Annotated in this window: 23 protein-coding genes and 1 pseudogene; 13 read left to right on the top strand and 11 right to left on the bottom strand. The window is 60.6% G+C overall.

Annotated elements, in window-relative coordinates:
• Window positions 1-14 precede the first annotated feature (14 nt).
• From ACZ9BE_RS23735 to coaBC, 3 genes and pseudogenes are all read right to left on the bottom strand, one after another.
• A pseudogene (locus ACZ9BE_RS23735) lies at window positions 15-1418 on the bottom strand (phosphomannomutase/phosphoglucomutase); the annotation flags it as partial.
• A 303-nt stretch (window positions 1419-1721) separates the two neighbouring features.
• A complete protein-coding gene (gene dut, locus ACZ9BE_RS23730; RefSeq protein WP_016772550.1) occupies window positions 1722-2177 on the bottom strand; it encodes a dUTP diphosphatase in 456 nt (151 codons plus the stop codon).
• Window positions 2178-2182: 5 nt separating this feature from the next.
• Window positions 2183-3391, bottom strand: coding sequence for a bifunctional phosphopantothenoylcysteine decarboxylase/phosphopantothenate--cysteine ligase CoaBC (gene coaBC, locus ACZ9BE_RS23725; protein WP_016772551.1), 1209 nt, complete (start codon window positions 3389-3391; stop codon window positions 2183-2185).
• 133 nt (window positions 3392-3524) lie between these two features.
• On the opposite strand from coaBC, the gene radC reads away from it, so the two are divergent.
• Window positions 3525-4199 (top strand): RadC family protein, encoded by a 675-nt coding sequence (gene radC / locus ACZ9BE_RS23720; protein ID WP_095181239.1) that lies wholly within the window; start codon window positions 3525-3527, stop codon window positions 4197-4199.
• Window positions 4200-4344: 145 nt separating this feature from the next.
• On the opposite strand, the gene ACZ9BE_RS23715 is transcribed toward radC, so the two are convergent.
• Complete coding sequence (locus ACZ9BE_RS23715; protein WP_476250001.1) at window positions 4345-5931, bottom strand: ABC transporter substrate-binding protein; 1587 nt, start codon at window positions 5929-5931, stop codon at window positions 4345-4347.
• Window positions 5932-6377: 446 nt separating this feature from the next.
• On the opposite strand from ACZ9BE_RS23715, the gene rpmB reads away from it, so the two are divergent.
• Together rpmB and rpmG are read left to right on the top strand one after the other, a co-directional pair.
• Entirely contained in the window at window positions 6378-6611 is a 234-nt protein-coding gene (gene rpmB, locus ACZ9BE_RS23710) for a 50S ribosomal protein L28 (RefSeq protein WP_007920377.1), read from the top strand.
• 11 nt (window positions 6612-6622) lie between these two features.
• Window positions 6623-6778: a 50S ribosomal protein L33 gene (gene rpmG, locus ACZ9BE_RS23705; RefSeq protein ID WP_016772554.1), complete on the top strand. Its 156-nt coding sequence runs from the start codon at window positions 6623-6625 to the stop codon at window positions 6776-6778.
• A 202-nt stretch (window positions 6779-6980) separates the two neighbouring features.
• Here rpmG and ACZ9BE_RS23700 read toward each other — a convergent pair whose 3' ends face one another.
• The gene (locus ACZ9BE_RS23700) at window positions 6981-7343 is read right to left on the bottom strand and encodes a cupin domain-containing protein (RefSeq protein ID WP_016772555.1); all 363 of its coding nucleotides are present in this window, start codon (window positions 7341-7343) and stop codon (window positions 6981-6983) included.
• Window positions 7344-7579: 236 nt separating this feature from the next.
• Here ACZ9BE_RS23700 and ACZ9BE_RS23695 point away from each other — a divergent pair, with 236 nt between their 5' ends.
• A complete protein-coding gene (locus ACZ9BE_RS23695) occupies window positions 7580-9073 on the top strand; it encodes an aldehyde dehydrogenase (RefSeq protein ID WP_041476638.1) in 1494 nt (497 codons plus the stop codon).
• A 262-nt stretch (window positions 9074-9335) separates the two neighbouring features.
• On the top strand, window positions 9336-10478 hold the full coding sequence (locus tag ACZ9BE_RS23690) for an MFS transporter (RefSeq protein WP_252868468.1): 1143 nt from the start codon (window positions 9336-9338) through the stop codon (window positions 10476-10478).
• Window positions 10479-10565: 87 nt separating this feature from the next.
• Here ACZ9BE_RS23690 and ACZ9BE_RS23685 read toward each other — a convergent pair whose 3' ends face one another.
• Window positions 10566-12134 (bottom strand): phospholipase D family protein, encoded by a 1569-nt coding sequence (locus tag ACZ9BE_RS23685; RefSeq protein ID WP_252887009.1) that lies wholly within the window; start codon window positions 12132-12134, stop codon window positions 10566-10568.
• Between the two features lie 61 nt (window positions 12135-12195).
• A complete protein-coding gene (locus ACZ9BE_RS23680; RefSeq protein WP_476250000.1) occupies window positions 12196-13617 on the bottom strand; it encodes an aminotransferase-like domain-containing protein in 1422 nt (473 codons plus the stop codon).
• Window positions 13618-13792: 175 nt separating this feature from the next.
• On the opposite strand from ACZ9BE_RS23680, the gene ACZ9BE_RS23675 reads away from it, so the two are divergent.
• Window positions 13793-14035 carry a DUF1127 domain-containing protein gene (locus tag ACZ9BE_RS23675; RefSeq protein WP_095181243.1) on the top strand — a complete coding sequence of 81 codons (243 nt, stop codon included), beginning with the start codon at window positions 13793-13795 and terminating at the stop codon, window positions 14033-14035.
• Window positions 14036-14155: 120 nt separating this feature from the next.
• Here the strand turns inward: ACZ9BE_RS23675 and ACZ9BE_RS23670 are convergent, their stop codons facing one another.
• Window positions 14156-15466: an NAD(P)/FAD-dependent oxidoreductase gene (locus ACZ9BE_RS23670; RefSeq protein WP_095181245.1), complete on the bottom strand. Its 1311-nt coding sequence runs from the start codon at window positions 15464-15466 to the stop codon at window positions 14156-14158.
• Window positions 15467-15612: 146 nt separating this feature from the next.
• On the opposite strand from ACZ9BE_RS23670, the gene ACZ9BE_RS23665 reads away from it, so the two are divergent.
• On the top strand, window positions 15613-15966 hold the full coding sequence (locus tag ACZ9BE_RS23665) for a YkgJ family cysteine cluster protein (protein WP_041476668.1): 354 nt from the start codon (window positions 15613-15615) through the stop codon (window positions 15964-15966).
• A 120-nt stretch (window positions 15967-16086) separates the two neighbouring features.
• Here ACZ9BE_RS23665 and ACZ9BE_RS23660 read toward each other — a convergent pair whose 3' ends face one another.
• Window positions 16087-16575, bottom strand: coding sequence for an Lrp/AsnC ligand binding domain-containing protein (locus ACZ9BE_RS23660; RefSeq protein ID WP_010465173.1), 489 nt, complete (start codon window positions 16573-16575; stop codon window positions 16087-16089).
• A gap of 153 nt (window positions 16576-16728) precedes the next feature.
• Between ACZ9BE_RS23660 and dadA the strand changes: the two genes are divergently transcribed.
• The 6 genes from dadA to ACZ9BE_RS23630 all read left to right on the top strand — a co-directional run bounded on the left by dadA (window position 16729) and on the right by ACZ9BE_RS23630 (window position 22850).
• Window positions 16729-18033 carry a D-amino acid dehydrogenase gene (dadA, locus tag ACZ9BE_RS23655; protein WP_476249999.1) on the top strand — a complete coding sequence of 435 codons (1305 nt, stop codon included), beginning with the start codon at window positions 16729-16731 and terminating at the stop codon, window positions 18031-18033.
• Window positions 18005-18358 carry a RidA family protein gene (locus tag ACZ9BE_RS23650; RefSeq protein ID WP_041476645.1) on the top strand — a complete coding sequence of 118 codons (354 nt, stop codon included), beginning with the start codon at window positions 18005-18007 and terminating at the stop codon, window positions 18356-18358. The genes dadA and ACZ9BE_RS23650 overlap by 29 nt, the downstream gene beginning before the upstream one ends.
• Window positions 18359-18451: 93 nt before the next feature.
• The gene (gene alr / locus ACZ9BE_RS23645; protein WP_476249998.1) at window positions 18452-19525 is read left to right on the top strand and encodes an alanine racemase; all 1074 of its coding nucleotides are present in this window, start codon (window positions 18452-18454) and stop codon (window positions 19523-19525) included.
• Between the two features lie 88 nt (window positions 19526-19613).
• Window positions 19614-20162 (top strand): cupin domain-containing protein, encoded by a 549-nt coding sequence (locus ACZ9BE_RS23640; protein ID WP_016772566.1) that lies wholly within the window; start codon window positions 19614-19616, stop codon window positions 20160-20162.
• Between the two features lie 181 nt (window positions 20163-20343).
• Window positions 20344-20757 carry a c-type cytochrome gene (locus ACZ9BE_RS23635; protein WP_039757383.1) on the top strand — a complete coding sequence of 138 codons (414 nt, stop codon included), beginning with the start codon at window positions 20344-20346 and terminating at the stop codon, window positions 20755-20757.
• A 170-nt stretch (window positions 20758-20927) separates the two neighbouring features.
• Window positions 20928-22850: an acetyl-CoA hydrolase/transferase C-terminal domain-containing protein gene (locus tag ACZ9BE_RS23630; RefSeq protein ID WP_476249997.1), complete on the top strand. Its 1923-nt coding sequence runs from the start codon at window positions 20928-20930 to the stop codon at window positions 22848-22850.
• A gap of 131 nt (window positions 22851-22981) precedes the next feature.
• Here ACZ9BE_RS23630 and ACZ9BE_RS23625 read toward each other — a convergent pair whose 3' ends face one another.
• Window positions 22982-23554: a xanthine phosphoribosyltransferase gene (locus tag ACZ9BE_RS23625; protein WP_016772573.1), complete on the bottom strand. Its 573-nt coding sequence runs from the start codon at window positions 23552-23554 to the stop codon at window positions 22982-22984.
• 57 nt (window positions 23555-23611) lie between these two features.
• Window positions 23612-25621: a DNA helicase Rep gene (gene rep / locus ACZ9BE_RS23620; RefSeq protein ID WP_016772574.1), complete on the bottom strand. Its 2010-nt coding sequence runs from the start codon at window positions 25619-25621 to the stop codon at window positions 23612-23614.
• Window positions 25622-25661: the final 40 nt, after the last annotated feature.

Below are 25661 nucleotides of genomic sequence, written 5' to 3'. Positions count from 1 at the left end.
GGGCTCCGGGTGGATCAGAACGGTAGTTGGAGATCAGGTGCAACGCGTTTCAGTTGGGCGTGGAACACATCCTTGATGCGCTGCAATTCAGCCTCGTCATCGGCCTCGAAGCGCAGCACCAGCACCGGTGTGGTGTTGGACGCGCGCACCAGGCCCCAGCCTTTGGCGTAATCGACACGCACGCCGTCGATGGTGGTCAGGTCGGCGCCTTCGCCCCACTGAGCATCGTGCAGTGCATCAATGATGCTGAATTTGCTCTCTTCGGTCACATGGATATTGATTTCCGGCGTGGAAATATCGTTCGGGAAGGTCGCAAACAGCTCTTCCGCGGTGGATTTTTCCTTGCTGAGGATCTCCAGCAGACGTGCGGCGCTGTAGATGCCGTCGTCGAAACCGAACCAGCGTTCCTTGAAGAAGATGTGCCCGCTCATTTCGCCGGCCAACAGTGCGCCGGATTGTTTCATTTTCTTTTTGATCAACGAGTGACCGGTCTTCCACATTAGCGGCCGACCACCGTATTCCTTGATCAATGGCACCAGGCGACGGGTGCATTTGACGTCGAAGATGATTTCCGCGTCCGGGTTGCGCGCCACTACGTCGCGAGCGAACAGCATCAGTAGGCGATCCGGGTAGACGATGCTGCCGGTATTGGTCACCACGCCAACGCGGTCGCCGTCACCGTCGAAGGCCAGGCCGATATCGGCGTTGGTCTCTTTGACTTTGGCAATCAGGTCTACGAGGTTTTCCGGTTTGCCCGGATCCGGGTGATGGTTCGGGAAGTTGCCGTCGACTTCGCAGAACAGCGGGATGACTTCGCAGTTCAGCGCTTCGATCAGTTGCGGGGCGATCACGCCGGCCGCGCCGTTGCCGCAGTCGACCACGACTTTCAGGCGGCGGGCCAGTTTGATGTCCTGGACGATTTCGGTGTTGTAGCGGTCGAGGATTTCGACCTGGGTGACGCTGCCCTGGCCGCTGCTCAGGTCGTTGTTCTTGATGCGCTCGTGGAGCACCTGAATCTGTTCGTTGGCGAGGGTGTCGCCGGCGATGACGATTTTGAAGCCGTTGTAGTTCGACGGATTGTGGCTACCGGTGAGCATCACCCCGGACTTGCCGGCCAGCACGTTGGCGGCGTAGTACAGTGCCGGCGTTGGCACCAGGCCGACATCGCTGACGTGGCAACCGCTCTCGGCGATGCCGCGAATGAGTTCCGCGACCAGCTCCGGGCCGGACAGGCGACCGTCACGACCGACCGACACGTTCGGCTCGCCCTGGGCCAGGCTCTGCGAGCCGATGGCGCGACCGATCCAGTAGGCGGTTTCACCGTTGAGGAATTCCGGCACGGTGCCACGAATGTCGTAGGCGCGGAAAATGCTGTCAGGCAGCGTCGGGGCGATCTTGGCGGGGGTGCTCATCTGTGGACATGCTCCATCTCGAAAAGGGCGGGACAGACCGGCGAAAGATTCGACGGCAGGCTCAAACTGAAGGGTATGACGGCGTTTTCCACAGAGAGTTCGTGCTATGAAAGGGCCATGACGCCCCGGCTGGCGTGGCTTTCGGCCGGCAAAACCTTGATTTACGGTGTTAAAACCTGCTGCCGATATAGCGCATTTTTTGTGGCGAGGGGATTTATCCCCGATGGGCTGCGCAGCAGACCCAAAATCTTGGGGCCGCTTCGCAGCCCAACGGGGATAAATCCCCTCACCACCATAATTTCTATCCGGTTATTTGGTGCCAGTGTGGCCAAAGCCGCCGGTACCGCGCTCGGTCTCGACAAACTCTTCAACCATTTCGAAATGCGCCTGCACCACCGGTACCAGCACCAATTGCGCCAGGCGTTCGCCGACGGTCATGGTGAAGTCGCTCTGGCCGCGGTTCCAGCAGGAGACCATCAGCGGGCCCTGGTAATCGGAGTCGATCAGGCCGACCAGATTGCCCAGCACGATGCCGTGTTTGTGGCCCATGCCCGAGCGCGGCAGGATCAGCGCGGCGAGATTCGGGTCGCCGATGTACACCGACAGGCCGGTGGGAATCAGCACGGTTTCACCCGGTTTGATCACGATGTCCTGTTCCAGCATGGCGCGCAGGTCGAGGCCGGCGGAGCCCGGTGTGGCGTATTGCGGCAGCGGGAATTCGGTACCGATGCGTGGATCGAGGATCTTGGCTTGCAAAGCGTGCATGTAAATTAAACCTGGTTCAGACGTTCGGCGATAAAAGTGACCAGTTGGCGAGCGATCTTGCTCTTGCTGGTCTGGGCGAAAACCGTGGCGTGCAGCTCACGGTCGATGACGCTGCAGGCGTTTTCTTCGCTGTTGAAACCGATGCTCGGGTTGGCGACGTCGTTGGCGACGATCAGATCGAGATTCTTGTCCTTCAGCTTGCGTGCAGCGTAGTCGAGCAGGTGTTCGGTTTCGGCGGCGAAGCCGACACTGAACGGACGGTCGGGACGGGTCGCGATGGTGGCAAGGATGTCCGGGTTGCGCACCATTTGCAGGACGAAGCCGTCACCGCTCGTAGGATCTTTCTTGAGTTTATGCGGGGCGACGACTTCAGGGCGGTAGTCCGCCACCGCTGCCGACGAGATGAACACGTCGCAAGGCATGGCCGATTCGCAGGCGGCGAGCATGTCGCGGGCGCTGACCACATCGATCCGCGTCACGCGATCAGGCGTCGGCAAGTGCACCGGGCCGCTGATCAAAGTGACACGGGCGCCGGCTTCCACGGCTGCTTCGGCGAGGGCAAAACCCATTTTGCCGGAGCTGTGGTTGGTGATGTAGCGCACCGGGTCGATGTTTTCCTGAGTCGGGCCGGCGGTGATCACCACATGCTTGCCGGTCAGGGCCTGGCGCTGGAAGCAATCAGCGGCGAGCAGGGCCAGATCGGTGGCCTCCATCATGCGGCCCATGCCGACGTCGCCGCAGGCCTGGCTGCCCGAGGCCGGGCCGAAAGTCTTCAGGCCACGGCTTTCCAGCAGTTGCAGGTTGGCCTGGGTCGCCGGGTCGCGCCACATCGCCTGATTCATCGCTGGTGCGACGGCAACCACGGCGTCGGTGGCCAGCACCAAGGTTGTCAGCAGATCGTTGGCGATGCCTTGGGCCAGACGGGCGATCAGGTCGGCGGTGGCCGGGGCGATCAGCACCAGATCGGCCCATTTCGCCAGCTCGATATGACCCATGGCGGCTTCGGCGGCAGGGTCGAGCAAGTCGAGGTGAACCGGGTGGCCCGACAGGGCCTGCATGGTCAGCGGGGTGATGAATTCGGCGCCGCCATGGGTCATGACCACGCGCACTTCGGCACCCTGGTCGATCAGGCGGCGAACCAGATCGGCGCTCTTGTAGGCCGCAATGCCGCCGCCGACGCCCAGAACGATGCGTTTCCGATACAGCCGCTGCATAGGTCTGCCTTTCATTTCGTTGATGACGGCGGCGCGATACCCCTCCCCAGGATTGAATCGACCGCCAAAAAGATGGGCTACGATATCACAGCGACCGCTACGGAACAGCGGCGCCCACAGACAAGGAGGTGCTATGAGTATTCGCGATTGGCCGGCGGCGGAACGGCCGCGGGAAAGGCTGTTGGAACACGGCGCAGGGAGTCTTTCGGACGCTGAGTTGTTGGCGATTTTTCTGCGCACCGGATTGCCCGGAAAAAGCGCTGTGGACCTCGCCAGACATCTGCTGACGCAATTCGGTGGCCTGCGTTTGCTGCTCGAGGCCGATCAGGACGCATTCAGCAAACAACTGGGCCTCGGCCCGGCCAAGTTCGCGCAGCTGCAAGCCGCGCAGGAAATGAGCAAGCGCCATCTGGCCGAGCGTTCACGACAGAAACCGGCACTGGAAAACCCTCAGGTCGTCCGCGATTATCTCAAGGCGATGCTGCGGCATGAGCCGCACGAGGTGTTCGGCTGCCTGTTTCTCGATTCGAAACATCAGGTGCTGAATTTCGAGGCGCTGTTTCGCGGCTCGATCGACAACACCAGCGTGCACCCCCGGGAGGTGGTGAAGCGCGCGCTGGCCAATAACGCGGCGGCGGTGATTCTGTGTCACAACCATCCGTCCGGCAACACCGATCCGAGTCAGGCAGATCGGCTGCTGACCAAGCGCCTGCAGAAAACCCTGGAACTGATTGACGTGCGAGTGCTCGATCACTTCATCGTCGGCGACGGCGAGCCGCTGTCGATGGCGGAGTGTGGTTGGATGTAGTTCTCGGCGCCGATTCTGGACCTTGTGGGAGCGAGCCTGCTCGCGAAGGCGTTTTATCAGTCAGCATCATTGTTTGCTGAAAGACCGCTTTCGCGAGCGGGCTCGCTCCCACAGATTGTTTCCATCCACCGGTGTGTCAGGCAGGTTATTTGAGGCTGACCTTGGAATAATCCTGGCGGCCAAACGGGCTGACGGAATAACCCTGAACATCCTTGCGCGTCAAAGCGTAGGCCGTCGGGTGCGCCAGTGGCAGCCACAATGCCTGCTGCTGGATCTGCGCTTGTGCCTGCTCATACAGCTTGGTGCGCACGCCTTGCTCGCTAGTGGTCTTGCCGGCGCTGATCAGCTTGTCCAGATCGGCGTTGCAGTACCGGGCGAAGTTGGTCCCGGACTTCACTGCTGCGCAGGAAAACTGCGGGGTGAGGAAGTTGTCCGGGTCGCCGTTGTCACCGGCCCAGCCCATGAACAGCAGATCATGTTCGCCGGCCTTGGCGCGACGAATCAGCTCGCCCCATTCGATCACACGAATTTCTGCCTGGATGCCGATCTCGGCCAGATCCGACTGCAGCATCTGCGCGCCGAGGCTTGGGTTCGGGTTGAGCAGGCTGCCCGATGGCCGCGTCCAGATCGTGGTCTGGAAGCCGTCCTTCAAGCCGGCCTTGGCCAGCAGCGCCTTGGCCTTGGCCACGTCGTGCGGATAGCCCGGCAGGTTCTTGGCATAGCTCCAGGTGTTCGGTGGGTATGGCCCATTGGCTGCCTCGGCGGTGTCTTCGAACACGGCTTTGATGTAGTTGGCCTGGTCGAAGGCGAGGTTGATCGCCTGGCGCACTTCCGGCTTGTCCAGCGGCGGATGCTGGCTGTTAATGCCCACGAAAGCGGTCATGAACGCGTCAGTCTTTTCGACTTTCAGTGTCGGTTCCTTCAGCGCTGCCTGTACATCCAATGGTTTCGGCGACAGGGCGATCTGGCACTCATTGCGCCGCAGCTTTTGCAGGCGCACGTTGGCGTCCGGCGTGATGGCGAAGATCAACGGGTCGACGGCAGGCTTGCCATGGAAATAATCCGGGTTGGCCTTGTAGCGAATCGCCGCGTCTTTCTGGAAGCGATTGAACACGAACGGACCGGTGCCGATCGGCTGGCTGTTGAGTTTGTCGGTGGCGCCGGCCTTCATCAGTTTGTCGGCGTATTCGGCGGAATAGATCGAGGCGAAACCCATGCTCAGGGTCGCGAGGAAGGTCGAATCCGGATGATCAAGCGTGAAACGCACGGTCAGCGGGTCGAGGGCGTCGATCTTCTTGATCAGGCTTGGCAGTTGCATCGACTGCGCATGGGGGAAGCCGCTCTGCGCGACTTTGTGCCACGGGTTGGCCGGGTCGAGCATGCGGTCGAAGCTGAATTTTACGTCTTCGGCACTCAGCTCGCGGCTCGGCTTGAAGTAATCGGTTGTGTGAAATTTCACCTGCGGGTGCAGTTTGAACACATAGGTGAGGCCGTCGGTGCTGACTTCCCAGCTGTCGGCAAGGCTCGGAATGACCTTGCCGCTGGCGGTGTCGAAATCCACCAGGCGGTTCATCACTACGTCAGCCGAAGCATTGGTGGTGGTCAGTGAGTTGTACTGCACCACGTCGAACCCTTCAGGGCTGGCCTCGGTGCACACGCTCAACGCGGCGGCCTGGGCAAGGGGGCTCAGCAGGAGCGGGGCGAGCAACAGGGGTAGGGCAGCGAGGCGCATGGTCGGTTTCCTTTACAGATCGAAGGCCCATCTGCAAGTGCAGTCTGGAAAAGTCCTACCCTAGAGCTCTGAATTGCAAATGACTATCCCCTTTTTGCATTTTCAGGCGCACTCTTGCGCGGTTTCGAGCGTGGGCCGCCCGATGAAAAGTCTGAATCGCCTGTAGGACGGGATTTCTGCGACGAGTGGTCAAAACTGGCCGCAGCCTTTGTCCAAGGCGTCTGCGGCGGAAAAAATCGCCCTTTTGCCGATTGATTGCACACCGATTGTTGTTGCACCCCGGTCTTTCTGGTATAAAGCAGCGCTCTTTTCTAGGGGCCCGGTTCCTTCACTGTAGGTGTAGCCGGTAAGACCTCTAAAGAAACGCGGCGCCTGGCGCCAAATGACTGAGAGATTAAGCGGCCAACCCATGCCGGGTTGGGCATGTGGTTTTAGAGGGCTGAGGCATGTCGAGAGTATGTCAAGTTACCGGTAAGGGTCCGGTGACTGGGAATAACATTTCCCACGCAAACAACAAAACCCGTCGTCGTTTCCTGCCGAACCTGCAGCATCACCGCTTCTGGGTTGAAGAAGAGAAACGTTTTGTGCGTCTGCGCGTATCTGCCAAAGGCATGCGTATCATCGACAAGCGTGGCATCACTGTCGTGCTCGCCGAACTTCGCCGCGATGGCAAGATTTAAGGGAGCTAATCATGCGTGAATTGATTCGTTTGATCTCGAGCGCCGGTACTGGTCACTTCTACACTACCGACAAGAACAAGCGTACTACCCCGGACAAAATCGAGATCAAGAAATATGATCCGGTTGTTCGCAAGCACGTGATGTACAAGGAAGGCAAAATCAAGTAATTGATTTTTCCTGACTGCGAAAAAGGCCCGTATCGTGAGATACGGGCCTTTTTTTTGCTTGGATTCTGCGGTGACCGGTTAGGCCTTATCGCTGGCAAGCCAGCTCCCACATTGATTGCCGGTCTTCACAGAACCTGTGTCATGCACAAAACCTGTGGGAGCTGGCTTGCCAGCGATGAGGGCCGATCAGCCAGCAAACATCTCAAGCCTTCTGTTCAAAGATCACATAAACCTTGCGGCAAGCCTCCAGCACTTCCCAGGTTCCGCGAAACCCCGCCGGGATCACGAAGCGATCGCCAACGCGCAAGGTCTTGGCATTGCCATCGCTGTCACGCAATACCGAAACCCCCTGCAGAATCTCGCAGTACTCATGCTCGGTGTAATTCACCGTCCACTGGCCCACCGCGCCTTCCCACACACCAACACCCATTTGCCCACAAGGGCTGTCGTATTGATGAAACACCGCTTGCTCAGGGTCGCCCTTGAGCACTTTCGCCGGGTCCGGGCGATAACGCTCGGCTTCGCTGCTGGCGAGGCTGATGTCGACGACGTTCTGGATGTTCATTGTTGTTTTCTCCGTTAATGACGGCGCGTTGGCTGGAATGAGCCAAAGTCTATGTTTATTAAAATGAACACCGCAAGGCCGTATGGCCAGCTTATGTCAAATATATTGAAACAAACCCGGTCGCTGGTTTAGGGTGGCGGGTGCCTCGGGCCGAAAGTGCAGGCTGGCCGGGCAGAATTCTTGAACAGCGCCGCAGCGCTTGCGGTGCTCGTATTCAATAAGAGGAGGACACCCGAATGACCACCCTGACTCGTGCCGACTGGGAACAACGCGCCCGCGATCTGAAAATCGAAGGCCGCGCCTTCCTGAATGGCGAATACACCGACGCCGTTTCCGGCGAAACCTTCGAATGCATCAGCCCGGTCGATGGCCGCTTGCTCGGCAAGATCGCCAGCTGCGACGCCGCCGATGCTGACCGTGCTGTAGAAAACGCCCGCGCCACCTTCAACTCCGGCGTCTGGTCGCGCCTGGCGCCGACCAAACGCAAAGCCACCATGATCCGCTTCGCCAGCCTGCTGAAACAGCACGCCGAAGAACTCGCGCTGCTGGAAACCCTCGACATGGGCAAGCCGATCAGCGATTCGCTGTACATCGACGTGCCGGGTGCGGCGCAGGCGCTGAGCTGGAGCGGTGAAGCGATCGACAAGATCTACGACGAAGTCGCCGCGACCCCGCATGACCAACTGGGCCTGGTGACTCGCGAGCCGGTGGGCGTGGTCGGCGCTATCGTGCCGTGGAACTTCCCGCTGATGATGGCTTGCTGGAAACTCGGCCCGGCGCTGTCGACCGGCAACTCGGTGATCCTCAAGCCGTCGGAAAAGTCGCCGCTGACCGCCATCCGTATCGCTGCGCTGGCCATTGAAGCCGGTATTCCGAAAGGCGTGCTCAATGTGCTGCCGGGCTATGGCCACACCGTCGGCAAGGCGCTGGGTCTGCATAATGATGTCGACACGCTGGTCTTCACCGGCTCGACCAAGATCGCCAAGCAACTGATGGTCTACGCCGGCGAATCGAACATGAAGCGCGTCTGGCTGGAAGCCGGCGGCAAGAGCCCGAACATCGTCTTCGCCGATGCGCCGGATCTGCAGGCCGCCGCTGAATCCGCCGCCAGCGCCATCGCCTTCAACCAGGGCGAAGTCTGCACCGCCGGTTCGCGTCTGCTGGTCGAGCGCTCGATCAAGGACAAATTCCTGCCGATGGTGATCGAGGCGCTGAAAACCTGGAAGCCCGGCAATCCGCTGGACCCGGCGACCAACGTCGGTGCGCTGGTCGATACCCAGCAGATGAACACCGTGCTGTCGTACATCGAATCCGGCCATAGCGATGGCGCCAAACTGGTCGCCGGCGGCAAGCGCATCCTCCAGGAGACCGGTGGCACTTACGTCGAGCCAACCATTTTCGATGGTGTGAGCAATGCGATGAAGATTGCTCAGGAAGAGATTTTCGGCCCAGTGTTGTCGGTGATCGCTTTCGACAGCGCCGAAGAAGCCATCCAGATTGCCAACGACACGCCATACGGTCTGGCCGCAGCGGTGTGGACCCAGGACATCTCCAAGGCGCACCTGACTGCCAAGGCCCTGCGCGCCGGTAGCGTGTGGGTCAACCAGTACGATGGTGGCGACATGACCGCGCCGTTCGGTGGCTTCAAGCAGTCGGGCAACGGTCGCGACAAATCGCTGCACGCCTTCGACAAGTACACCGAGCTGAAGGCGACGTGGATCAAGCTGTAAACCGCTAAGGGGAGCCTGATTCAGTCAGGCTCCCGAACCAGACAGAGATCCCCTGTGGGAGCGTGCCTCTGTGGTGAGGGGATTTATCCCCGTTTGGCTGCGAAGCAGTCGCTAAACCATTGCACGCGGTGTACCTGGTACATCGTGGTTGCAGGTTTTGGGGCCGCTGCGCGACCCAACGGGGATAAATCCCCTCGCCACAGGGGCTCGCTCCCACAGTGATTTTGTGGTGCATATAAAAATATCCACAGGAGCGTGGAACATGCGGTGGGCGACGTATTTCGCCGTGTTGGCGTCTGTCTTGAGTGTCGGTCTGGCCCTGGGGGTCAGCATGCCGCTGGTGTCGTTGCGTCTGGAGGGCTGGGGCTACGGCTCGTTCGCCATCGGTGTGATGGCAGCCATGCCGGCAATCGGCGTGCTGCTCGGGGCGAAGGTTTCCAGCCATCTCGCTGCGTATTTCGGCACGGCGAACCTGATGCGCCTGTGCCTGTGGGCCGGGGCATTGTCGATCGGCCTGCTGGCGCTGCTGCCGAGTTATCCGATCTGGTTGCTGCTGCGGTTGCTGATCGGTGTGATCCTGACCATCGTGTTCATTCTTGGCGAGAGCTGGATCAATCAGCTGGTGGTCGAGCAGTGGCGCGGGCGTCTGGTGGCGCTGTATGGCAGCAGCTATGCGCTGAGCCAGCTGTCCGGTCCGTTGCTGCTGGGTGCGCTGGGTACCGAGCATGATTACGGTTTCTGGGTCGGGGTCGGTCTGCTGACGCTCTCGCCTTTCCTGCTGCTGGGGCGCAGCGGCGCGCCGAGCAGCGAGGCCAACAGCGTCACGTTTGGCGATCTGTGGGGCTTTGCCCGTGAGCTGCCGGCGATTGCCTGGGCGGTGTCATTGTTCGCCGCGTTCGAAGCGATGATCCTGACGTTGCTGCCGGTGTACTGCCTGCAACAGGGGTTCACCGCCGAAATCGCGCTGGCCATGGTCAGCACCGTGGTGGTCGGCGATGCGCTGCTGCAATTGCCGATTGGCGCCCTGGCCGATTACCTGTCGCGGCGCACGCTGTTTGCCGGGTGCGCGGTAGTGTTAATGCTGTCGAGTCTGGCCATTCCAATGCTGCTCGACACGCTGCTGATCTGGCCGCTTTGGGTGCTGTTCGGCGCCAGTGCTGGCGGCTTGTTTACCCTGTCGCTGATTCTGATTGGCGAGCGTTATCGTGACGATGCGCTGGTGCGCGCCAATGCGCATATTGCCCAGTTGTGGGGTGTCGGTTGTCTGGTCGGGCCGTTGGCGGCGGGGGCGGGGAGTCAGTGGATCAACGGGCATGCGTTGCCACTGTTAATGGCGGCTGGGGCTTTCGGGTTGGTTATCCTGTTGTTGCGCCAGGGCGCCTTCGGCAAAATCCAGACTGCTTGAGATAAAAAGATCGCAGCCTTCGGCAGCTCCTACAAGGCAAACGCATTTCCAACTGTAGGAGCTGCCGAAGGCTGCGATCTTTGCTTTTTACAGCATCCGCTCCAGGCCGACGCTGGTGCTGAACCATGAGTTGAAGCGCCGCCACCAGCTCCCCGGTTCTTTGGTCAGGGTATGCATCTGGCCGTTGTCCTCGGTGACCCAGACGACCTTGCCGTCCTCGAGTTTCGCCTGATAACTCAAGGTTGGCGCCATGCCTTGCAGTGCCAGTGCGCGCACATGCTCGGCCAGTTCCGGGCTGTCCACCAGGACGCCGACCTCGGTGTTCCACAGCACCGAGCGCGGGTCGAAATTGAACGAGCCGATAAACGATTTGCGTCGATCAAAGATCATCGCCTTGCTGTGCAGGCTGGAATCCGAGCCGCGAAACGACTTGCTGTAGAACACGCGTGGCCCGCTGCCGTAGTTATCCCCAGGCTGGCGGCGCAACTCATAGAGTTTCACCCCGTGTTCAAGCAACGCCTTGCGATAGGGCGCGTAACCGCCATGCACCGCCGGCACGTCAGTGGCCTCCAGTGAATTGGTCAGCAGGCTCACGGAGACCCCGGCATCGGCGCGCCCGGTCAGATAGACCAGCCCTGGCTGACCCGGCACGAAGTAGGCGGAAATCATGATCAGCTCTTTGCTGACGCCGGTCAGTTCCGGCGCCAGTTGCGTGGTCAGCAGCAGATGCGGATCGGGTTCGCCCTTGGACAGGACCTTGCTCGGCGCATCCCACAAGGCCTGGTTCCAGGCCCAGATCAGCTCTCTGCGCCAGATGTCCATGCGCGGGTCGGTGGTGAACTTCATCAACTGCTGATACAGCGCGTGGTTCTGCTTGCGGGTTTCTTCCAGCGACTCTTCCAGGCGCGTGCGCGTGTTTTGCAGGTCGGCGGCGGTCGGTTGGCTGGAGAGGAATTCGTCGATCGGCTTGCTCAGCGCGCTGTTCCAGTACTGGTCGAAACTGTGTCCGAGCTGCTCGGCCACCGGGCCGATGCTGAGCATGTCGATGTCGGTGAAATTCAGATTGGGTTCGGCGTCGAAATATTCATCGCCCAGATTGCGCCCGCCGACGATGGCCGCGCTGTTGTCCGCCAGCCACAACTTGTTGTGCATGCGCCGGTGCTGCACGGACAGATTGAACAGTCGCCCGGCCGCGCGTGTTACGCCGGTGCTGCGTCCCAGGTGCAACGGATTGAACAAACGAATCTGGATCTGCGGATGTGCCGCAAGGGTCGCGATGATCTGGTCGAGGCCGTCGCTGGTGGTGTCGTCGAGCAGGATGCGCACGCGCACGCCACGGTCGGCCGCCTTCAACACTTCCTCCACCAGCATCCGCGTGCTGATGCCGTCGTGGACGATGTAGTACTGCAAATCGAGGCTGACCTGGGCGTGACGAATCAGCTCGGCCCTGGCAGTAAACGCCTCGCCGCTGTCGGAGAGCAGGCGAAACCCCGACTGCCCTTTGTAGGGCGCGGCCTGAGCCTGAATCGAACGGCCGAAGCTGGAGTCCGACGCCGGCAGGGCCTGGCTTGGTTCGCGCGACACATCAAGGCTGGCGCAGCCGCTGAGGAACGAGGCGAGTATCAGTAAAGCGAGTAGGGGCTGTCTGAAGCTCACGTAGGGTCGTTCCGGTTGGCGGCTGAGGTCGGCAATTTGGACGCCGGGCGCGCAAAAAAGGTCAGTCGGTCTCGGCGAGTAATTTGATTGCCGCAGCGCCGACCTTGCGCACCGCTTCTTCGATCTGCGCTGTTGGTTTGGCAGCGTAGTTCATCCGCAGACAATTGCGGTACTTGCCCGAGGCGGAAAAGATGCTGCCAACGGCAATCTGTACGCCCTGATCGTGCAGCGCACGATTCAGTTTCAGCGTGTCGAAACCTTCCGGCAGCTCCACCCAGAGCATGAAGCTGCCCTGCGGGCGACTGGCGCGGGTGCCGGCCGGGAAATAGCGCGTCACCCAGTCGATCATCGCGTCACGATTGCGTTGGTACTGCATGCGCATGCGCCGCAAGTGCGGCTCGAAATGGCCGGCCTTGATGAATTCGGCGATGGCGATCTGCGGTTGTGGCGCGGTGGAGCCGGTGCTGATGTATTTCATGTGCAGCACTCGCTCCAGATATCGACCCGGCGCCACCCAGCCGATGCGCAGCCCCGGCGCCAGGGTCTTGGAGAACGAGCTGCAGAGCAACACGCGGCCGTCTTCGTCGAAGGATTTGATCGTACGCGGGCGCGGGTAGGTATAGGCCAGCTCGCCATACACATCGTCTTCGATGATCGCCACGTCGAAACGCTGGGCGAGCGTCAACAACGCGCGTTTGCGCGACTCGGGCATGACGTAGCCGAGCGGGTTGTTGCAGTTTGGGGTGAGCTGAATGGCCTTGATCGGCCACTGTTCCAGCGCCAGTTCCAGGGCGTCGAGGCTGATCCCGGTGAGCGGGTCGGTGGGGATTTCCAGGGCTTTCATGCCCAGGCCTTTGAGGGTCTGCATGGCGCCGTGGAAACTCGGCGAGTCCACCGCGACGATGTCGCCCGGCTCGCAGATCGCGTGGATGCTGGTGGACAGTGCTTCGTGGCAGCCAGTGGTGATCACCAGATCGCTGGCGCTCAACTGGCAGCCGGAATCGAGCATCAGGCGCGCGATCTGTTCGCGCAGTTCGAGGTTGCCGTGGATATTGTCGTAATACAGACCGGGCATGTCCTGCCGCCGACTGATTCGCGCCAGCCCACGCAGCAGCGGCTTCATGGTGGGTGAGCCGACGTCGGGCATGCCGCGGCCCAATTGCACAACGTCCTTGCGCGGTACGGCGCGGATCAATTCCAGCACCTGGTCCCACTGCGAAATCTCCACTGGCCGTTGCGCCGGGCGGCCGATCGCAGGCAGCTCCGGCAACTCGCGTCCGACGGGGACAAAATAGCCGGACTTGGGTTTTGGCGTGGCCAGACCGCTGTCTTCAAGCACGCGATAAGCCTGCTGTACCGTGCTCAGACTGACTCCGTGTTCGACGCTCAAGGCACGGACCGACGGCAAGCGGTCGCCGGGACGATAGAAGCCTTGTTCGATGCGGGTGCCGAGCAATTCGGCGAGGTTTGCATACAGAGTCATGGCGGCCTCGGTGCGTATCGGTGGAAACCAGTACAGATGCGGCAAAAATCGATCATTCAGTCAGCGAATCGGCAAATCTGTATGGATTTAATACAGGTTCTTTGATTCTGTAATGGTTTTGCTGGCCCGCGCATCATGGAATCTCTGGCTACCCAAGTAAACAGGAGCAACGAAAATGAACGGCTTGAGCGATGTGCGGCTGACGTTACACAGTCAGGAACTGGCGGCAGGGCAAAAAGACCACGCGCGCAATCTGCTGCGTAACGCGCCGTCCGGCCTCAGTCGCTGGGAGCTGTTCTGGCATCGTCTGCACACGCGCAAGGCGTTGCTCGGCCTGACACCGGAGCAGCTCAAGGATGTCGGGTTGACGCGGGAGCAGGCAAGGGAGGAGGGGTTGAAGCCGTTTTGGCGGATATGAATACCACAGATCGTTCCCACGCTCTGCGTGGGAACGCCGCCCCGGACGCTCTGCGTCCGCTGTGACGCAGAGCGTCACTGGATGCATTCCCACGCGGAGCGTGGGAACGATCCTGATTCGTCAGACCAACTCTTTCAGCCGATGCCACAACATCCCCAACGCCAACAACGGCGAGCGCAAATGCTTGCCGCCCGGGAAGGTGATGTGCGGCACCTTGGCGAACAGATCAAAGCCGCCGCCATGCTGCCCGCTGATCGCCTCGGCCAGCAGCTTGCCGGCCAGGTGTGTGGCATTCACTCCGTGGCCCGAATAAGCCTGGGCGAAATACACGTTCGGCTGGTCGGCGAGCCGGCCAATCTGCGGCAAGCGGTTGGCACCGATGCCGATCATCCCGCCCCACTGATAATCGATTTTCACCCCGGCCAGTTGCGGGAACACTTCAAGCATCTTCGGTTTCATATAGGCCCCGATGTCTTTCGGATCGCGCCCTGAATAATGGCAGGCGCCACCAAACAACAAACGTCGATCCGCCGAGAGCCGGTAGTAATCGAGCGCCACCCGCTGGTCGCAGACCGCCATGTTCTGCGGCAGCAGGTTGTGCGCCTGCTCTGCGCTCAGCGGTTCGGTGGCGATGATGTAGCTGCCGGCGGGCAGGACCTTGCCGCTCAGTTGCGGGTTGAGGTCATGGAGATAGGCATTGCAGCCCAACACCAGAGTCTTCGCCCGCACCGAGCCCTGCGCCGTGTGCACCTTCACTTCGGGGCCGTAATCGATGCGCGTCACTGCCGAACGCTCGAACAATTGCACGCCCAGTTGCTGAGCCGCTGCCGCTTCGCCCAGCGCCAGATTCAGCGGGTGCAGATGCCCGGAGCCCATGTCGATCAAGCCGCCGACATATCGTTTGGAGCCGACCACAGTGTGCATTTCACTGGCCTGCAACAGGCGGGTTTCGTAGCGGTAACCGAGGCTGCGCAACTCTTCGGCGTCTTCGGCAAAACCTTCTAGATCGGAGGGCTTGTTGGCAAGATCGCAGTAGCCCCAGGTCAGGTCGCAGGCAATGCCGAAACGCTCGACGCGCTGGCGGACAATCTCCACCGCTTCCAGGCCCATGAGTTTCATTTCGCGCACGCCCTCGGCACCGATGACATTGGCGAACTGATCAAGGCCGTGACCGACACCGCGAATCAACTGCCCGCCGTTGCGACCGCTGGCGCCCCAGCCGATCCTGTGCGCTTCCAGCAACACCACGCTGAAACCGCGTTCGGCCAGTTCCAGCGCCGTATTCAGCCCGGAAAAGCCGCCGCCGACCACGCAGACATCCGCCACCACCTCGCCTTGCAGCACGGGATGGTCAGGCTGCGGCAGGCTGCTGGCGGCGTAATAAGAGGCAACGTGGGGTTGGCTCGCGGTGGTCGGGGCGCGGGCGGTCATGGGCATCATCCAACGGCTGAGTGTCGAGAAAATTTGACGGAGCATAAGCCGCGCGCCCGAACGTGGGCAACATCGGTCGGCCTGCGGTGTCTGGATCCGGACTTTTGCGGCACAATCATCAGCCCGCCACTTTGGTCACCGTTTCGATGAGCTGCAACAGTCAGAAAATCCGCACCCTGCGTCAGCAGATCCCCACGTTCGACTGCGTGCCGGGCTGCCACGACTGCTGCGGCCCGGTGACCACGTCGCCCGAGGAAATGGCCCGGCTGCCGCGCAAATCCCGCGCCGAGCAGGATGCCGCGCTGGAAGAACTCAACTGTGTGCACCTGGGGCCGAATGGCTGCACGGTGTATGAAGAGCGGCCGCTGATCTGTCGATTGTTTGGTACGACCAAGACCCTGCCGTGCCCGAACGAGCGGCGGCCGGTGGAGTTGATACATCCACGGGTCGAGAAGCAGATTTTCGAGTACATGGCGGCGAATCGGCAGGTGTTGGTTTAAGAGATCGTTCCCACGCTCTGCGTGGGAATGCCTCTTCGGACGCTCCGCGTTCGGCCTTTGGGACGCAGAGCGTCCCGGGCTGCATTCCCACGCAGAGCGTGGGAACGATCATTGCGGTGATCAATCCGGAATCGGCAGGCAAAGGCTCTCTTTCACCTCTTCCATGACGATATAGCTCTTCGATTCACGCACATGTGGCAGCTTCAACAGAATGTCGCCGAGCAGTTTGCGGTACGAGGCCATCTCGGAAATCCGCGCTTTCACCAGATAGTCGAAATCCCCTGACACCAAATGGCACTCCAGCACATGCGGCAGCTTCAGCACCGCGCGTCTGAATTCTTCGAATGTGTCGCCGGATTTGTAGTCGAGGCTGATCTCGACAAACACCAGCAAGCTACCCTTCAAGTGCTGCGGATTGAGCCGGGCGTTGTAGCCCATGATGATCCCCTCGCGCTCCAGGCGCCGCACGCGCTCGGTGCAGGGCGTGGTCGAGAGACCGACCTTTTCCCCGAGTTCGGTAAAGGAAATCCGCCCGTCCGCCTGGAGGATGCGCAGGATGTTGCGGTCGATCTTGTCCAGCTCACGTTTGGTCTGAGTGTTAGTACGCATAGGGGATGCGCCTCCGTGAAAAGGGTTTTTGCCGAGAATTGTCGCCAAATATAGGCGCTTATATAGTGAAAAGCACTGGCATTTCTTTTTTACACTGCGCCCATCATTGCTCTAACAAACAGTTCGGCGAAAAGCCGCGATGAGGGATTGAAAATGCGCGTCATGGTCTTGGGTAGCGGCGTCATCGGTAACGCCAGTGCTTACTATCTGGCCCGTGCCGGGTTTGAAGTGGTGGTGGTCGACCGGCAGCCTGCTGCGGCCATGGAGACCAGTTTCGCCAACGCCGGCCAGGTCTCGCCGGGTTATGCCTCGCCGTGGGCCGCGCCGGGCGTGCCGCTCAAGGCCATCAAGTGGCTGCTGCAACGCCATGCGCCATTGGCGATCAAGGCCACCGCTGATATCGACCAATACCTGTGGATGGCGCAAATGCTGCGCAACTGCACCGCCAGCCGTTACGCGGTGAACAAGGAGCGCATGGTGCGTCTGTCCGAGTACAGCCGCGACTGCCTCGATGAATTGCGCGCCGAAACCGGTATCGCCTACGAAGGCCGCAGCCTCGGCACCACGCAATTGTTCCGTACTCAGGCGCAACTGGATAACGCCGCCAAAGACATCGCCGTGCTGAAAGAATCCGGCGTGCCCTTTGAAGTCCTCGACCGCGCCGGCATCGCCCGCGTCGAACCGGCTCTGGCAGGCGTGACTGACATTCTCGCTGGCGCCCTGCGTTTGCCCAACGACCAGACCGGCGACTGCCAGATCTTCACCACCCGTCTCGCCGAAATGGCGCGCAAGCTCGGTGTGGAATTCCGTTTCGGCCAGGACATCCAGAAGCTCGATTACGCCGGTGATCGCATCAACGGTGTGTGGATCGACGGCAAGCTGGAAACCGCTGACCGCTACGTGCTGGCGCTCGGCAGCTACTCGCCGCAACTGCTCAAGCCGCTGGGCATCAAGGCTCCGGTGTATCCGCTCAAGGGCTACTCGCTGACCGTGCCGATCACCAACCCGGACATGGCGCCGACGTCGACCATTCTCGACGAGACCTACAAGGTCGCGATCACCCGTTTCGACAACCGCATCCGCGTCGGCGGCATGGCCGAGATCGCCGGTTTTGACCTGTCGCTTAACCCGCGTCGGCGTGAAACCCTGGAGATGATCGTCAACGACCTTTATCCTCAGGGCGGCAATCTGGCCGAGGCGAGTTTCTGGACCGGCCTGCGTCCGACTACGCCGGACGGCACGCCGATCGTTGGCGCCACGCCGTTCAAGAACCTGTTCCTCAACACCGGTCACGGTACGCTCGGCTGGACCATGGCTTGCGGTTCCGGCCGTTTGCTCGCCGACCTGATGGCGAAGAAAAAGCCGCAGATCAGCGCCGAAGGCCTCGATATTTCCCGTTACGGCAACCAGACCCAGGAGTCCGCAAAACATGTCAATCCAGCGCCAGCTCACCAATGAGCGCATGAGTCAGATCGTCAGCCACAACGGCACCGTGTATCTGGCCGGGCAGGTCGGCGACGACTTTGACGCCGGAATTGAACAGCAGACCCGCGAGGTGCTCGCCAATATCGAGCGCCTGCTCGATCTGGCCGGGACGGACAAGCAGCATCTGTTGTCGGCGACGATCTACCTGAACGACATTGAAGCGCACTTCGCCGGGATGAACGCGGTGTGGGACCAGTGGCTGCCAAAAGGCGCCGCACCGGCCCGTGCCACCGTCGAAGCGAAGATGGCCAAGCCAAGCATTCTGGTGGAGATATCCATCGTCGCCGCGCTGCCATAACGTTTTACAGATCCCTCTCCCGGTGCTGTTGACGGTTCGCGTCGTCAGTCAGCGCCGGTTTTTCTTCCCATGACCGCCCAGAAGTCTGCCGCCATGCGTCCTGCCCGTGCCCTGATCGACCTTCAAGCCCTGCGCCACAACTACCGAATTGCCCGCGAAGTCACCGGCGCCAAGGCGCTCGCCGTGATCAAGGCGGACGCCTACGGCCATGGCGCGGTACGTTGCGCCCAGGCGCTGGAAGCCGAGGCTGACGGGTTTGCGGTGGCCTGCATTGAAGAAGCACTGGAGCTGCGTTCCGCCGGGATTCGCGCACCGGTATTGCTGCTGGAAGGCTTCTTCGAAGCTGACGAGCTGGCGTTGATCGTCGAGCATGATTTCTGGTGCGTGGTGCATTCGCTGTGGCAGCTCGAAGCGATCGAACAGGCAGTCCTGAGCAAACCGATCACGGTGTGGCTCAAGCTCGATTCCGGCATGCATCGCGTCGGCCTGCATCCGAAAGATTATCCGGCGGCCTATCAACGTCTGCTGGCCAGCGGCAAAGTCGCGAAAATCGTGTTGATGAGCCACTTCGCCCGCGCTGATGAACTGCATGCGCAAAGCAGCGACGAGCAGGTCGCGGTGTTCGAAGCGGCGCGTCAGGGTCTGGCGGCGGAAGTCAGCCTGCGCAACTCGCCAGCCGTGCTCGGTTGGCCAGAAATCCAAAGCGACTGGGTACGCCCGGGCATCATGCTCTACGGCGCGACCCCCTTCGAAGAAGTCAACGCCGTGGCCGAACGCCTGCAACCGGTGATGACCCTCGAATCGAAAGTCATCAGCGTGCGTGAATTGCCGGCCGGCGAACCGATCGGTTATGGCGCCAGATTCATCACCGACAAGCCGATGCGCATCGGCGTGGTCGCCATGGGTTACGCCGACGGTTACCCGCGTCAGGCGCCGACCGGCACGCCGGTGCTGGTGGCCGGCAAACTCAGCCGCCTGCTGGGGCGTGTGTCGATGGACATGCTCTGCATCGACCTGACCGACATACCGGAAGCGGGCCTCGGTTCCAACGTCGAACTGTGGGGCAAAAACATCCTCGCCAGCGATGTGGCGAAGTGGGCCGATACCATCCCGTATCAGATCTTCTGCAACCTGAAACGTGTGCCAAGGCTCTATTCCGAGGGTTGACGCCGCTGCGGGGGCCAAGTGTTGTAAATACTGAACGCTGTCGCCATGATAACGCTCAATATTCTTACAACATCAGGAGGCTCCCGCCTTGGACGTCGGTGAACGACTGCAATCGATCCGCAAGCTCAAAGGGCTTTCCCAGCGTGAACTCGCCAAACGCGCGGGCGTCACCAACAGCACCATTTCGATGATCGAAAAGAACAGCGTCAGCCCTTCGATCAGTTCGCTGAGAAAGGTGCTCGGCGGCATTCCCATGTCGATGGTCGAGTTCTTTTCCGAAGAGATCCTGCAGGACCAGCCGACCCAGATCGTCTACAAGGCCAATGAGCTGATCGACATCTCCGACGGCGCCGTGACCATGAAACTGGTCGGCCGCGCCCACCCGAGCCGCGCCATCGCCTTCCTCAACGAAATCTATCCGCCGGGCGCCGACACTGGCGAAGAAATGCTCACCCACGAGGGCGAGGAAACCGGAATTCTGGTCGAAGGCCGCCTCGAACTGGTGGTGGGTCTGGAAACTTTTATCCTCGAAGCCGGCGACAGCTACTATTTTGAAAGTACCAAGCCGCATCGTTTCCGTAACCCGTTCGACGTGCCGGCGCGACTAATCAGCGCAGCCACGCCGGCGAATTTCTAAGCAGAAGGCGCCAAGCCAATACGGCAAAGGCCCCAGAACCGTTTTACCGATGGGCAACAAGACCCCTCTAACCATGGGGTTGTTTCAGTACAGCGGCCTACCCGCTATACTTGCGCCCGCCTGCGAACCGTGGCCGCAGGCGTGAATAGCCACCATTGAGGGTGAACGCGTGAACCTAATTATGAAAATGCTGGCTGCACCAGCAACCGTACTGGCCCTCTGGGCTGTCAGCGCTCAAGCTGCGACAAATGACGACATCGCCAAACGCCTCGAGCCCGTCGGCCAGGTGTGTGTTCAAGGGCAGGAATGCAAGGGTATGGAAGTGGCTGCTACCGCTGGCGGTGGCGGCGGAGCAAAGGCCCCTAAAGACGTGATCGCCAAGCACTGCAACGCTTGTCACGGCACGGGCCTGCTCGGCGCGCCGAAGATCGGCGACAAGGCAGCCTGGAAGGAGCGGGCCGATCATCAGGGTGGTCTGGACGGCATCCTCGCCAAGGCCATCACCGGCATCAACGCCATGCCGCCAAAAGGCACCTGCGCCGATTGCTCCGATGAAGAGCTCAAGGGCGCGATCAAAGAGATGTCCGGTCTGTAATCAGCGCCGGCTTTGAAAAAAAACCGTCTTCGGACGGTTTTTTTGTGTCTGTGGTTTCTGGTTTCCGATTCATTCAGGCCCTGATCCCTCCAAACCAAACACTGTCCTTTGCAGCAAACTCAAGGCAATCTCGGTCTACCCCTATCAATAGAACGGGCGGGAGGCTTCAGATGGTGCAGTTGTGTTCGATCGAACAGGCGGTGGACGACGTGCTGGCGCGTTTGCCTGCGCACATCCACATGGGCCTGCCGCTGGGGTTGGGCAAGCCGAATCACTTCGTTAACGCGCTATACCGGCGCATCAAGGACCTGCCCGAGCGGCAGCTGACGATCTATACCGCGCTGTGCCTCGGTCGGCCGAATCTGGGCGATGGGTTGCAGAAGCGCTTTATCGAGCCTTTCGTCGAACGCGTGTTTGGTGATTATCCGGAGTTTGATTTTCTCGCCGATCTCCAGCATGACAGCCTGCCCGCCAACATCCGAATCCAACAGTTCTTCATGCAGCCGGGCAGTCTGCTCAACAGCGCGCCGGCGCAGCAGGATTACGTCAGCAGCAATTACAGCCATGCTGCCCGCGACATTAATGCGGCGGGCCTGAACCTTGTGGCGCAACTGCTGGCCAGCAACAGTGAGCATCCCGATCGTCTGAGCCTGAGCTGCAACCCGGACATCACCCTCGACCTGCTGCCGATGATCGCCAAGCGCCGCGAAGCGGGGGAGACCATTGTGCTGGTCGGCCAGGTCCATACGGATCTGCCGTACATGCCCGGCGATGCGGAAGTCGATATCGACACGTTTGATCTGCTGATCGACGAAAAGGACAGCAGCACGCTGTTTTCCACGCCGAATATGCCGGTGGGCTTTCAGGATCATTTCATTGGCTTGCACGCCAGTACGCTGGTGCGCGATGGCGGTACATTGCAGATTGGTATCGGTTCGATGGGGGATGCGTTGACTGCTGCGATACTTGTCCGTCAGGCCGATAACGCCGGTTATCAGGCGTTGCTCGATGACATCAACCTCAGCCAATGGGCGCAATTGATCCAGCGCGAGGGCGGCACCGCGCCATTTGCCAAAGGCCTTTACGGTTGCAGCGAGATGTTCGTCAACGGGCTGTTGGTATTGGCGGATGCCGGGATCATTCGGCGCAAGGTCTATCCGGATGTGCCGACTCAGGAGCAGGCCAACGCCGGTACCCTCGACGAAGCCGCGCAGCCCGACGGTATCTCGGTGCACGGCGGCTTCTTCCTTGGCCCGCGCAGTTTTTATGAGCGGCTGCGCGAGTTGCCGCAAAGCAAGCTGCTGGAATTCAACATGACCCGCATCAGCTACATCAACGAGCTGTACGGCCAGGAAGAGCTCAAGCGCTTGCAGCGCATCGATGCGCGCTTCATCAACACCGTGTTCACCATGACTCTGCTCGGCGCCGGCGTGGCTGATCAATTGGCGGACGGACGCGTGCTCAGCGGGGTAGGCGGCCAGTACAACTTTGTTGCTCAGGGCCACGCGCTGGAGGGCGCGCGATCGATGTTGATCCTGCGCAGCTGGCGCGAGTCCGGCGGCGAGGTCAGCTCCAATATCGTCTGGGACTACGGCCACTGCACGATCCCGCGGCACCTGCGCGACATCGTCGTCACCGAATACGGCATCGCCGACCTGCGCGGAAAATCCGACGCAGCGGTGATCGAAGCGCTGCTCAACATCAGTGATTCTCGCTTCCAGCCGGGGCTGATCGAGCAGGCGCAGAAAGTCGGCAAGCTGCCAAAGGATTTCCGTCTCGATCCACGATTTGCCGACAACACACCGCAACGCTTGCAGGCGATTGCCGCACGGCATCCGAACCTGTTTCCGGAGTATCCGCTGGGCTGTGATTTCACTGCCATCGAACGGGATCTGCTGCGGGCGCTGAACTGGCTGAAGAGCAAGTTCAAGCTGACCGAGATTCTCGACTTGGGCAAGGCAGCGCTGGATGCGCCGGAGGCCTCAGTGTTCCCGGAACATCTTGAGCGGATGCAGCTGACCAATCCGGAGGGCCTGAAGGAGGACCTTTTCCAACGCCTGCTGCTCACAGGCCTGAAAGCTACCGCGCAATAACTGCCCACACCAGAAACCACTGTGGGAGCGAGCCTGCTCGCGAAAGCGGTGGGTCATTCACTCAACAGGGTGACTGACACAATGCATTCGCGAGCAGGCTCGCTCCCACAGGGGAAACTCGGTGCCGCTGGTTACTCGATGAAGGTGACGACGCCATCCTTCAGCGATTGCACGCGGGCCAGGGATTCAACGCGGTAGCCCTGCGAGTCCAGTTCGGCGCGGCCGCCCTGGAACGACTTCTCAATGACGATGCCCAGACCGGCAACGGTGGCGCCGGCCTGTTTGATGATCGAGATCAGCGCTTGCGACGCCTTACCGTTGGCCAGGAAGTCGTCGATGATCAGCACGCGGTCGCTGCTGGTCAGGTGGCGCGGGGAAATGGCCACGGTGCTTTCGGTCTTCTTGGTGAACGAGTAGACGGTCGCCGAGAGCAGGTTTTCAGTCAGGGTCAGCGACTGTTGCTTGCGGGCGAAGATCACCGGCACGCCGAGGTTCAGACCGGTCATGATCGCCGGGGCGATGCCCGAGGCTTCGATGGTGACGATCTTGGTGATCCCGGAATCCTTGAAGAGCGCGGCGAATTCGTCACCGATCAGCTTCATCAGGGCCGGGTCGATCTGGTGGTTCAGGAAAGCGTCGACTTTCAGGACCTGATCGGAAAGCACGATGCCTTCTTCGCGGATTTTTTTGTGCAGTGCTTCCACAACAGCTTCCTCTGTTGGCGCGATGGGCGCCGAAGGTAGATTAAAAAGTAGTCGATTCTAGCGCTTTAACATCGCGCGTATATCGGCCAATGCGCTATTACCGCGCACGGCTTTGACTTCAGTCGGGGTGTCGTCGTTGCCTTCCCAGGCCAGATCGTCTGGCGGCAGCTCATCGAGGAAGCGGCTCGGCGCGCAGTCGATGATTTCACCGTACTGCTTGCGCTTGGCAGCGAAGGTAAAGGCCAGGGTCTGGCGGGCGCGGGTGATGCCCACATAGGCCAAGCGGCGTTCTTCTTCGATGGTGTCGGCTTCGATGCTGGAACGGTGCGGGAGGATTTCCTCTTCCATGCCCATGATGAACACGTAGGGGAATTCCAGCCCTTTGGACGCATGCAGCGTCATCATCTGCACACCTTCGGCACCGTCCTCTTCTTCCTGCTGGCGCTCGAGCATGTCACGCAGCACCAGTTTGCCGATGGCGTCCTCGACGGTCATCTCGCCGTCTTCGTCTTTCTCAAGGGTGTTTTTCAATGCCTCGATCAGGAACCAGACGTTGCCCATGCGGTAGTCCGCAGCCTTGTCGCTGGAGCTGTTGGTACGCAGCCAGTTCTCGTAGTCGATGTCCATGACCATGCTGCGCAGCGCCGAGATCGGATCTTCGCCGGCGCACTGCTCGCGGACCTTGTCCATGAAGCGCTTGAAGCGCGCCAGACGATCGGTGAAGCGACTGTCGAGATGTTCGCCAAGACCGATTTCGTCGGTGGCGGCGTACATCGAGATCTTGCGCTCGGTGGCGTAGTTGCCGAGCTTTTCCAGGGTGGTCGAGCCGATCTCGCGACGCGGCACGTTGATCACGCGCAGGAAGGCGTTGTCGTCATCCGGGTTTACGATCAGGCGGAAGTAGGCCATCAGGTCCTTCACTTCCTGGCGACCGAAGAAGCTGTTGCCGCCGCTCAGGCGATACGGCACCTGATGGTGCTGCAGCTTCAATTCGATCAGCTTGGCCTGGTAGTTACCGCGATAGAGAATCGCAAAATCGCTGTACGGGCGGTCGGTGCGCAAGTGCAGGCTGAGGATTTCCATGGCCACGCGCTCGGCTTCGGCGTCCTCGTTGCGGCAGCGGATCACGCGGATCTCGTCGCCGTGGCCCATCTCGCTCCACAGCTGTTTTTCGAATTCGTGCGGGTTGTTCGAGATCAGTACGTTGGCGCAGCGCAGGATGCGGCTGGTGGAGCGGTAGTTCTGCTCCAGCATCACCACTTTCAAGGACGGATAGTCGTCCTTGAGCAGCATCAGGTTTTCCGGGCGCGCGCCACGCCAGGCGTAGATTGACTGGTCGTCGTCGCCGACCACGGTGAACTGGTTGCGCTTGCCGATGAGCATTTTCACCAGCAAATACTGGCTGGCGTTGGTGTCCTGGTATTCGTCGACGAGCAGGTAACGCACCTTGTTCTGCCACTTTTCGAGAATGTCGGCGTGTTCTTCGAAGAGCTTTACCGGCAGCAGGATCAGGTCATCGAAGTCCACCGCGTTGAACGCCTTGAGCGTGCGCTGATAGTGGGTGTAGACGATGGCGGCGGTTTGTTCCTTGGGGTTGCGCGCGTTTTCCAGGGCCTGGGCGGGCAGGATCAGGTCGTTTTTCCAGGCGCCGATCATGTTCTTGATCTCGTCGACGCCGTCGTCGCCTGCGTATTCCTTCTGCATGATGTCGGTCATCAGGGCTTTGACGTCGGTCTCGTCGAAGATCGAGAAACCGGGTTTGTAGCCCAGCCGCGCATGCTCCTTGCGGATGATGTTCAGGCCCAGGTTGTGGAAGGTGCAGACGGTCAGGCCACGCCCTTCGCCGGCACGCAACAGGGTGCCGACCCGCTCTTTCATCTCGCGCGCGGCCTTGTTGGTAAAGGTCATGGCGACGATGTACTGGGCGCGGATGCCGCAGTTCTGGATCAGGTGCGCGATCTTGCGCGTGATCACGCTGGTCTTGCCGGAGCCAGCACCGGCGAGCACCAATAGAGGGCCGCCGACGTAGTTCACGGCTTCTTGCTGCCGGGGATTGAGTCGGGACATACGAAAATTCGGGAGTCGTTGACGAAATGGGCCGGCATTT

Source organism: Pseudomonas sp. TE9122, assembly GCF_056278925.1.
This window is presented reverse-complemented; position numbering and strand designations above follow the sequence as displayed.

Coding starts and splice junctions, on each gene's coding strand:
- dut (WP_016772550.1), bottom strand. CDS start 2,177: ATGCACGCTTTGCAAGCCAAGATCCTCGATCCACGCATCGGTACCGAA.
- coaBC (WP_016772551.1), bottom strand. CDS start 3,391: ATGCAGCGGCTGTATCGGAAACGCATCGTTCTGGGCGTCGGCGGCGGC.
- radC (WP_095181239.1), top strand. CDS start 3,525: ATGAGTATTCGCGATTGGCCGGCGGCGGAACGGCCGCGGGAAAGGCTG.
- ACZ9BE_RS23715 (WP_476250001.1), bottom strand. CDS start 5,931: ATGCGCCTCGCTGCCCTACCCCTGTTGCTCGCCCCGCTCCTGCTGAGC.
- rpmB (WP_007920377.1), top strand. CDS start 6,378: ATGTCGAGAGTATGTCAAGTTACCGGTAAGGGTCCGGTGACTGGGAAT.
- rpmG (WP_016772554.1), top strand. CDS start 6,623: ATGCGTGAATTGATTCGTTTGATCTCGAGCGCCGGTACTGGTCACTTC.
- ACZ9BE_RS23700 (WP_016772555.1), bottom strand. CDS start 7,343: ATGAACATCCAGAACGTCGTCGACATCAGCCTCGCCAGCAGCGAAGCC.
- ACZ9BE_RS23695 (WP_041476638.1), top strand. CDS start 7,580: ATGACCACCCTGACTCGTGCCGACTGGGAACAACGCGCCCGCGATCTG.
- ACZ9BE_RS23690 (WP_252868468.1), top strand. CDS start 9,336: ATGCGGTGGGCGACGTATTTCGCCGTGTTGGCGTCTGTCTTGAGTGTC.
- ACZ9BE_RS23680 (WP_476250000.1), bottom strand. CDS start 13,617: ATGACTCTGTATGCAAACCTCGCCGAATTGCTCGGCACCCGCATCGAA.
- ACZ9BE_RS23675 (WP_095181243.1), top strand. CDS start 13,793: ATGAACGGCTTGAGCGATGTGCGGCTGACGTTACACAGTCAGGAACTG.
- ACZ9BE_RS23670 (WP_095181245.1), bottom strand. CDS start 15,466: ATGACCGCCCGCGCCCCGACCACCGCGAGCCAACCCCACGTTGCCTCT.
- ACZ9BE_RS23665 (WP_041476668.1), top strand. CDS start 15,613: ATGAGCTGCAACAGTCAGAAAATCCGCACCCTGCGTCAGCAGATCCCC.
- ACZ9BE_RS23660 (WP_010465173.1), bottom strand. CDS start 16,575: ATGCGTACTAACACTCAGACCAAACGTGAGCTGGACAAGATCGACCGC.
- dadA (WP_476249999.1), top strand. CDS start 16,729: ATGCGCGTCATGGTCTTGGGTAGCGGCGTCATCGGTAACGCCAGTGCT.
- ACZ9BE_RS23650 (WP_041476645.1), top strand. CDS start 18,005: ATGTCAATCCAGCGCCAGCTCACCAATGAGCGCATGAGTCAGATCGTC.
- alr (WP_476249998.1), top strand. CDS start 18,452: ATGCGTCCTGCCCGTGCCCTGATCGACCTTCAAGCCCTGCGCCACAAC.
- ACZ9BE_RS23635 (WP_039757383.1), top strand. CDS start 20,344: ATGAAAATGCTGGCTGCACCAGCAACCGTACTGGCCCTCTGGGCTGTC.
- ACZ9BE_RS23630 (WP_476249997.1), top strand. CDS start 20,928: ATGGTGCAGTTGTGTTCGATCGAACAGGCGGTGGACGACGTGCTGGCG.
- rep (WP_016772574.1), bottom strand. CDS start 25,621: ATGTCCCGACTCAATCCCCGGCAGCAAGAAGCCGTGAACTACGTCGGC.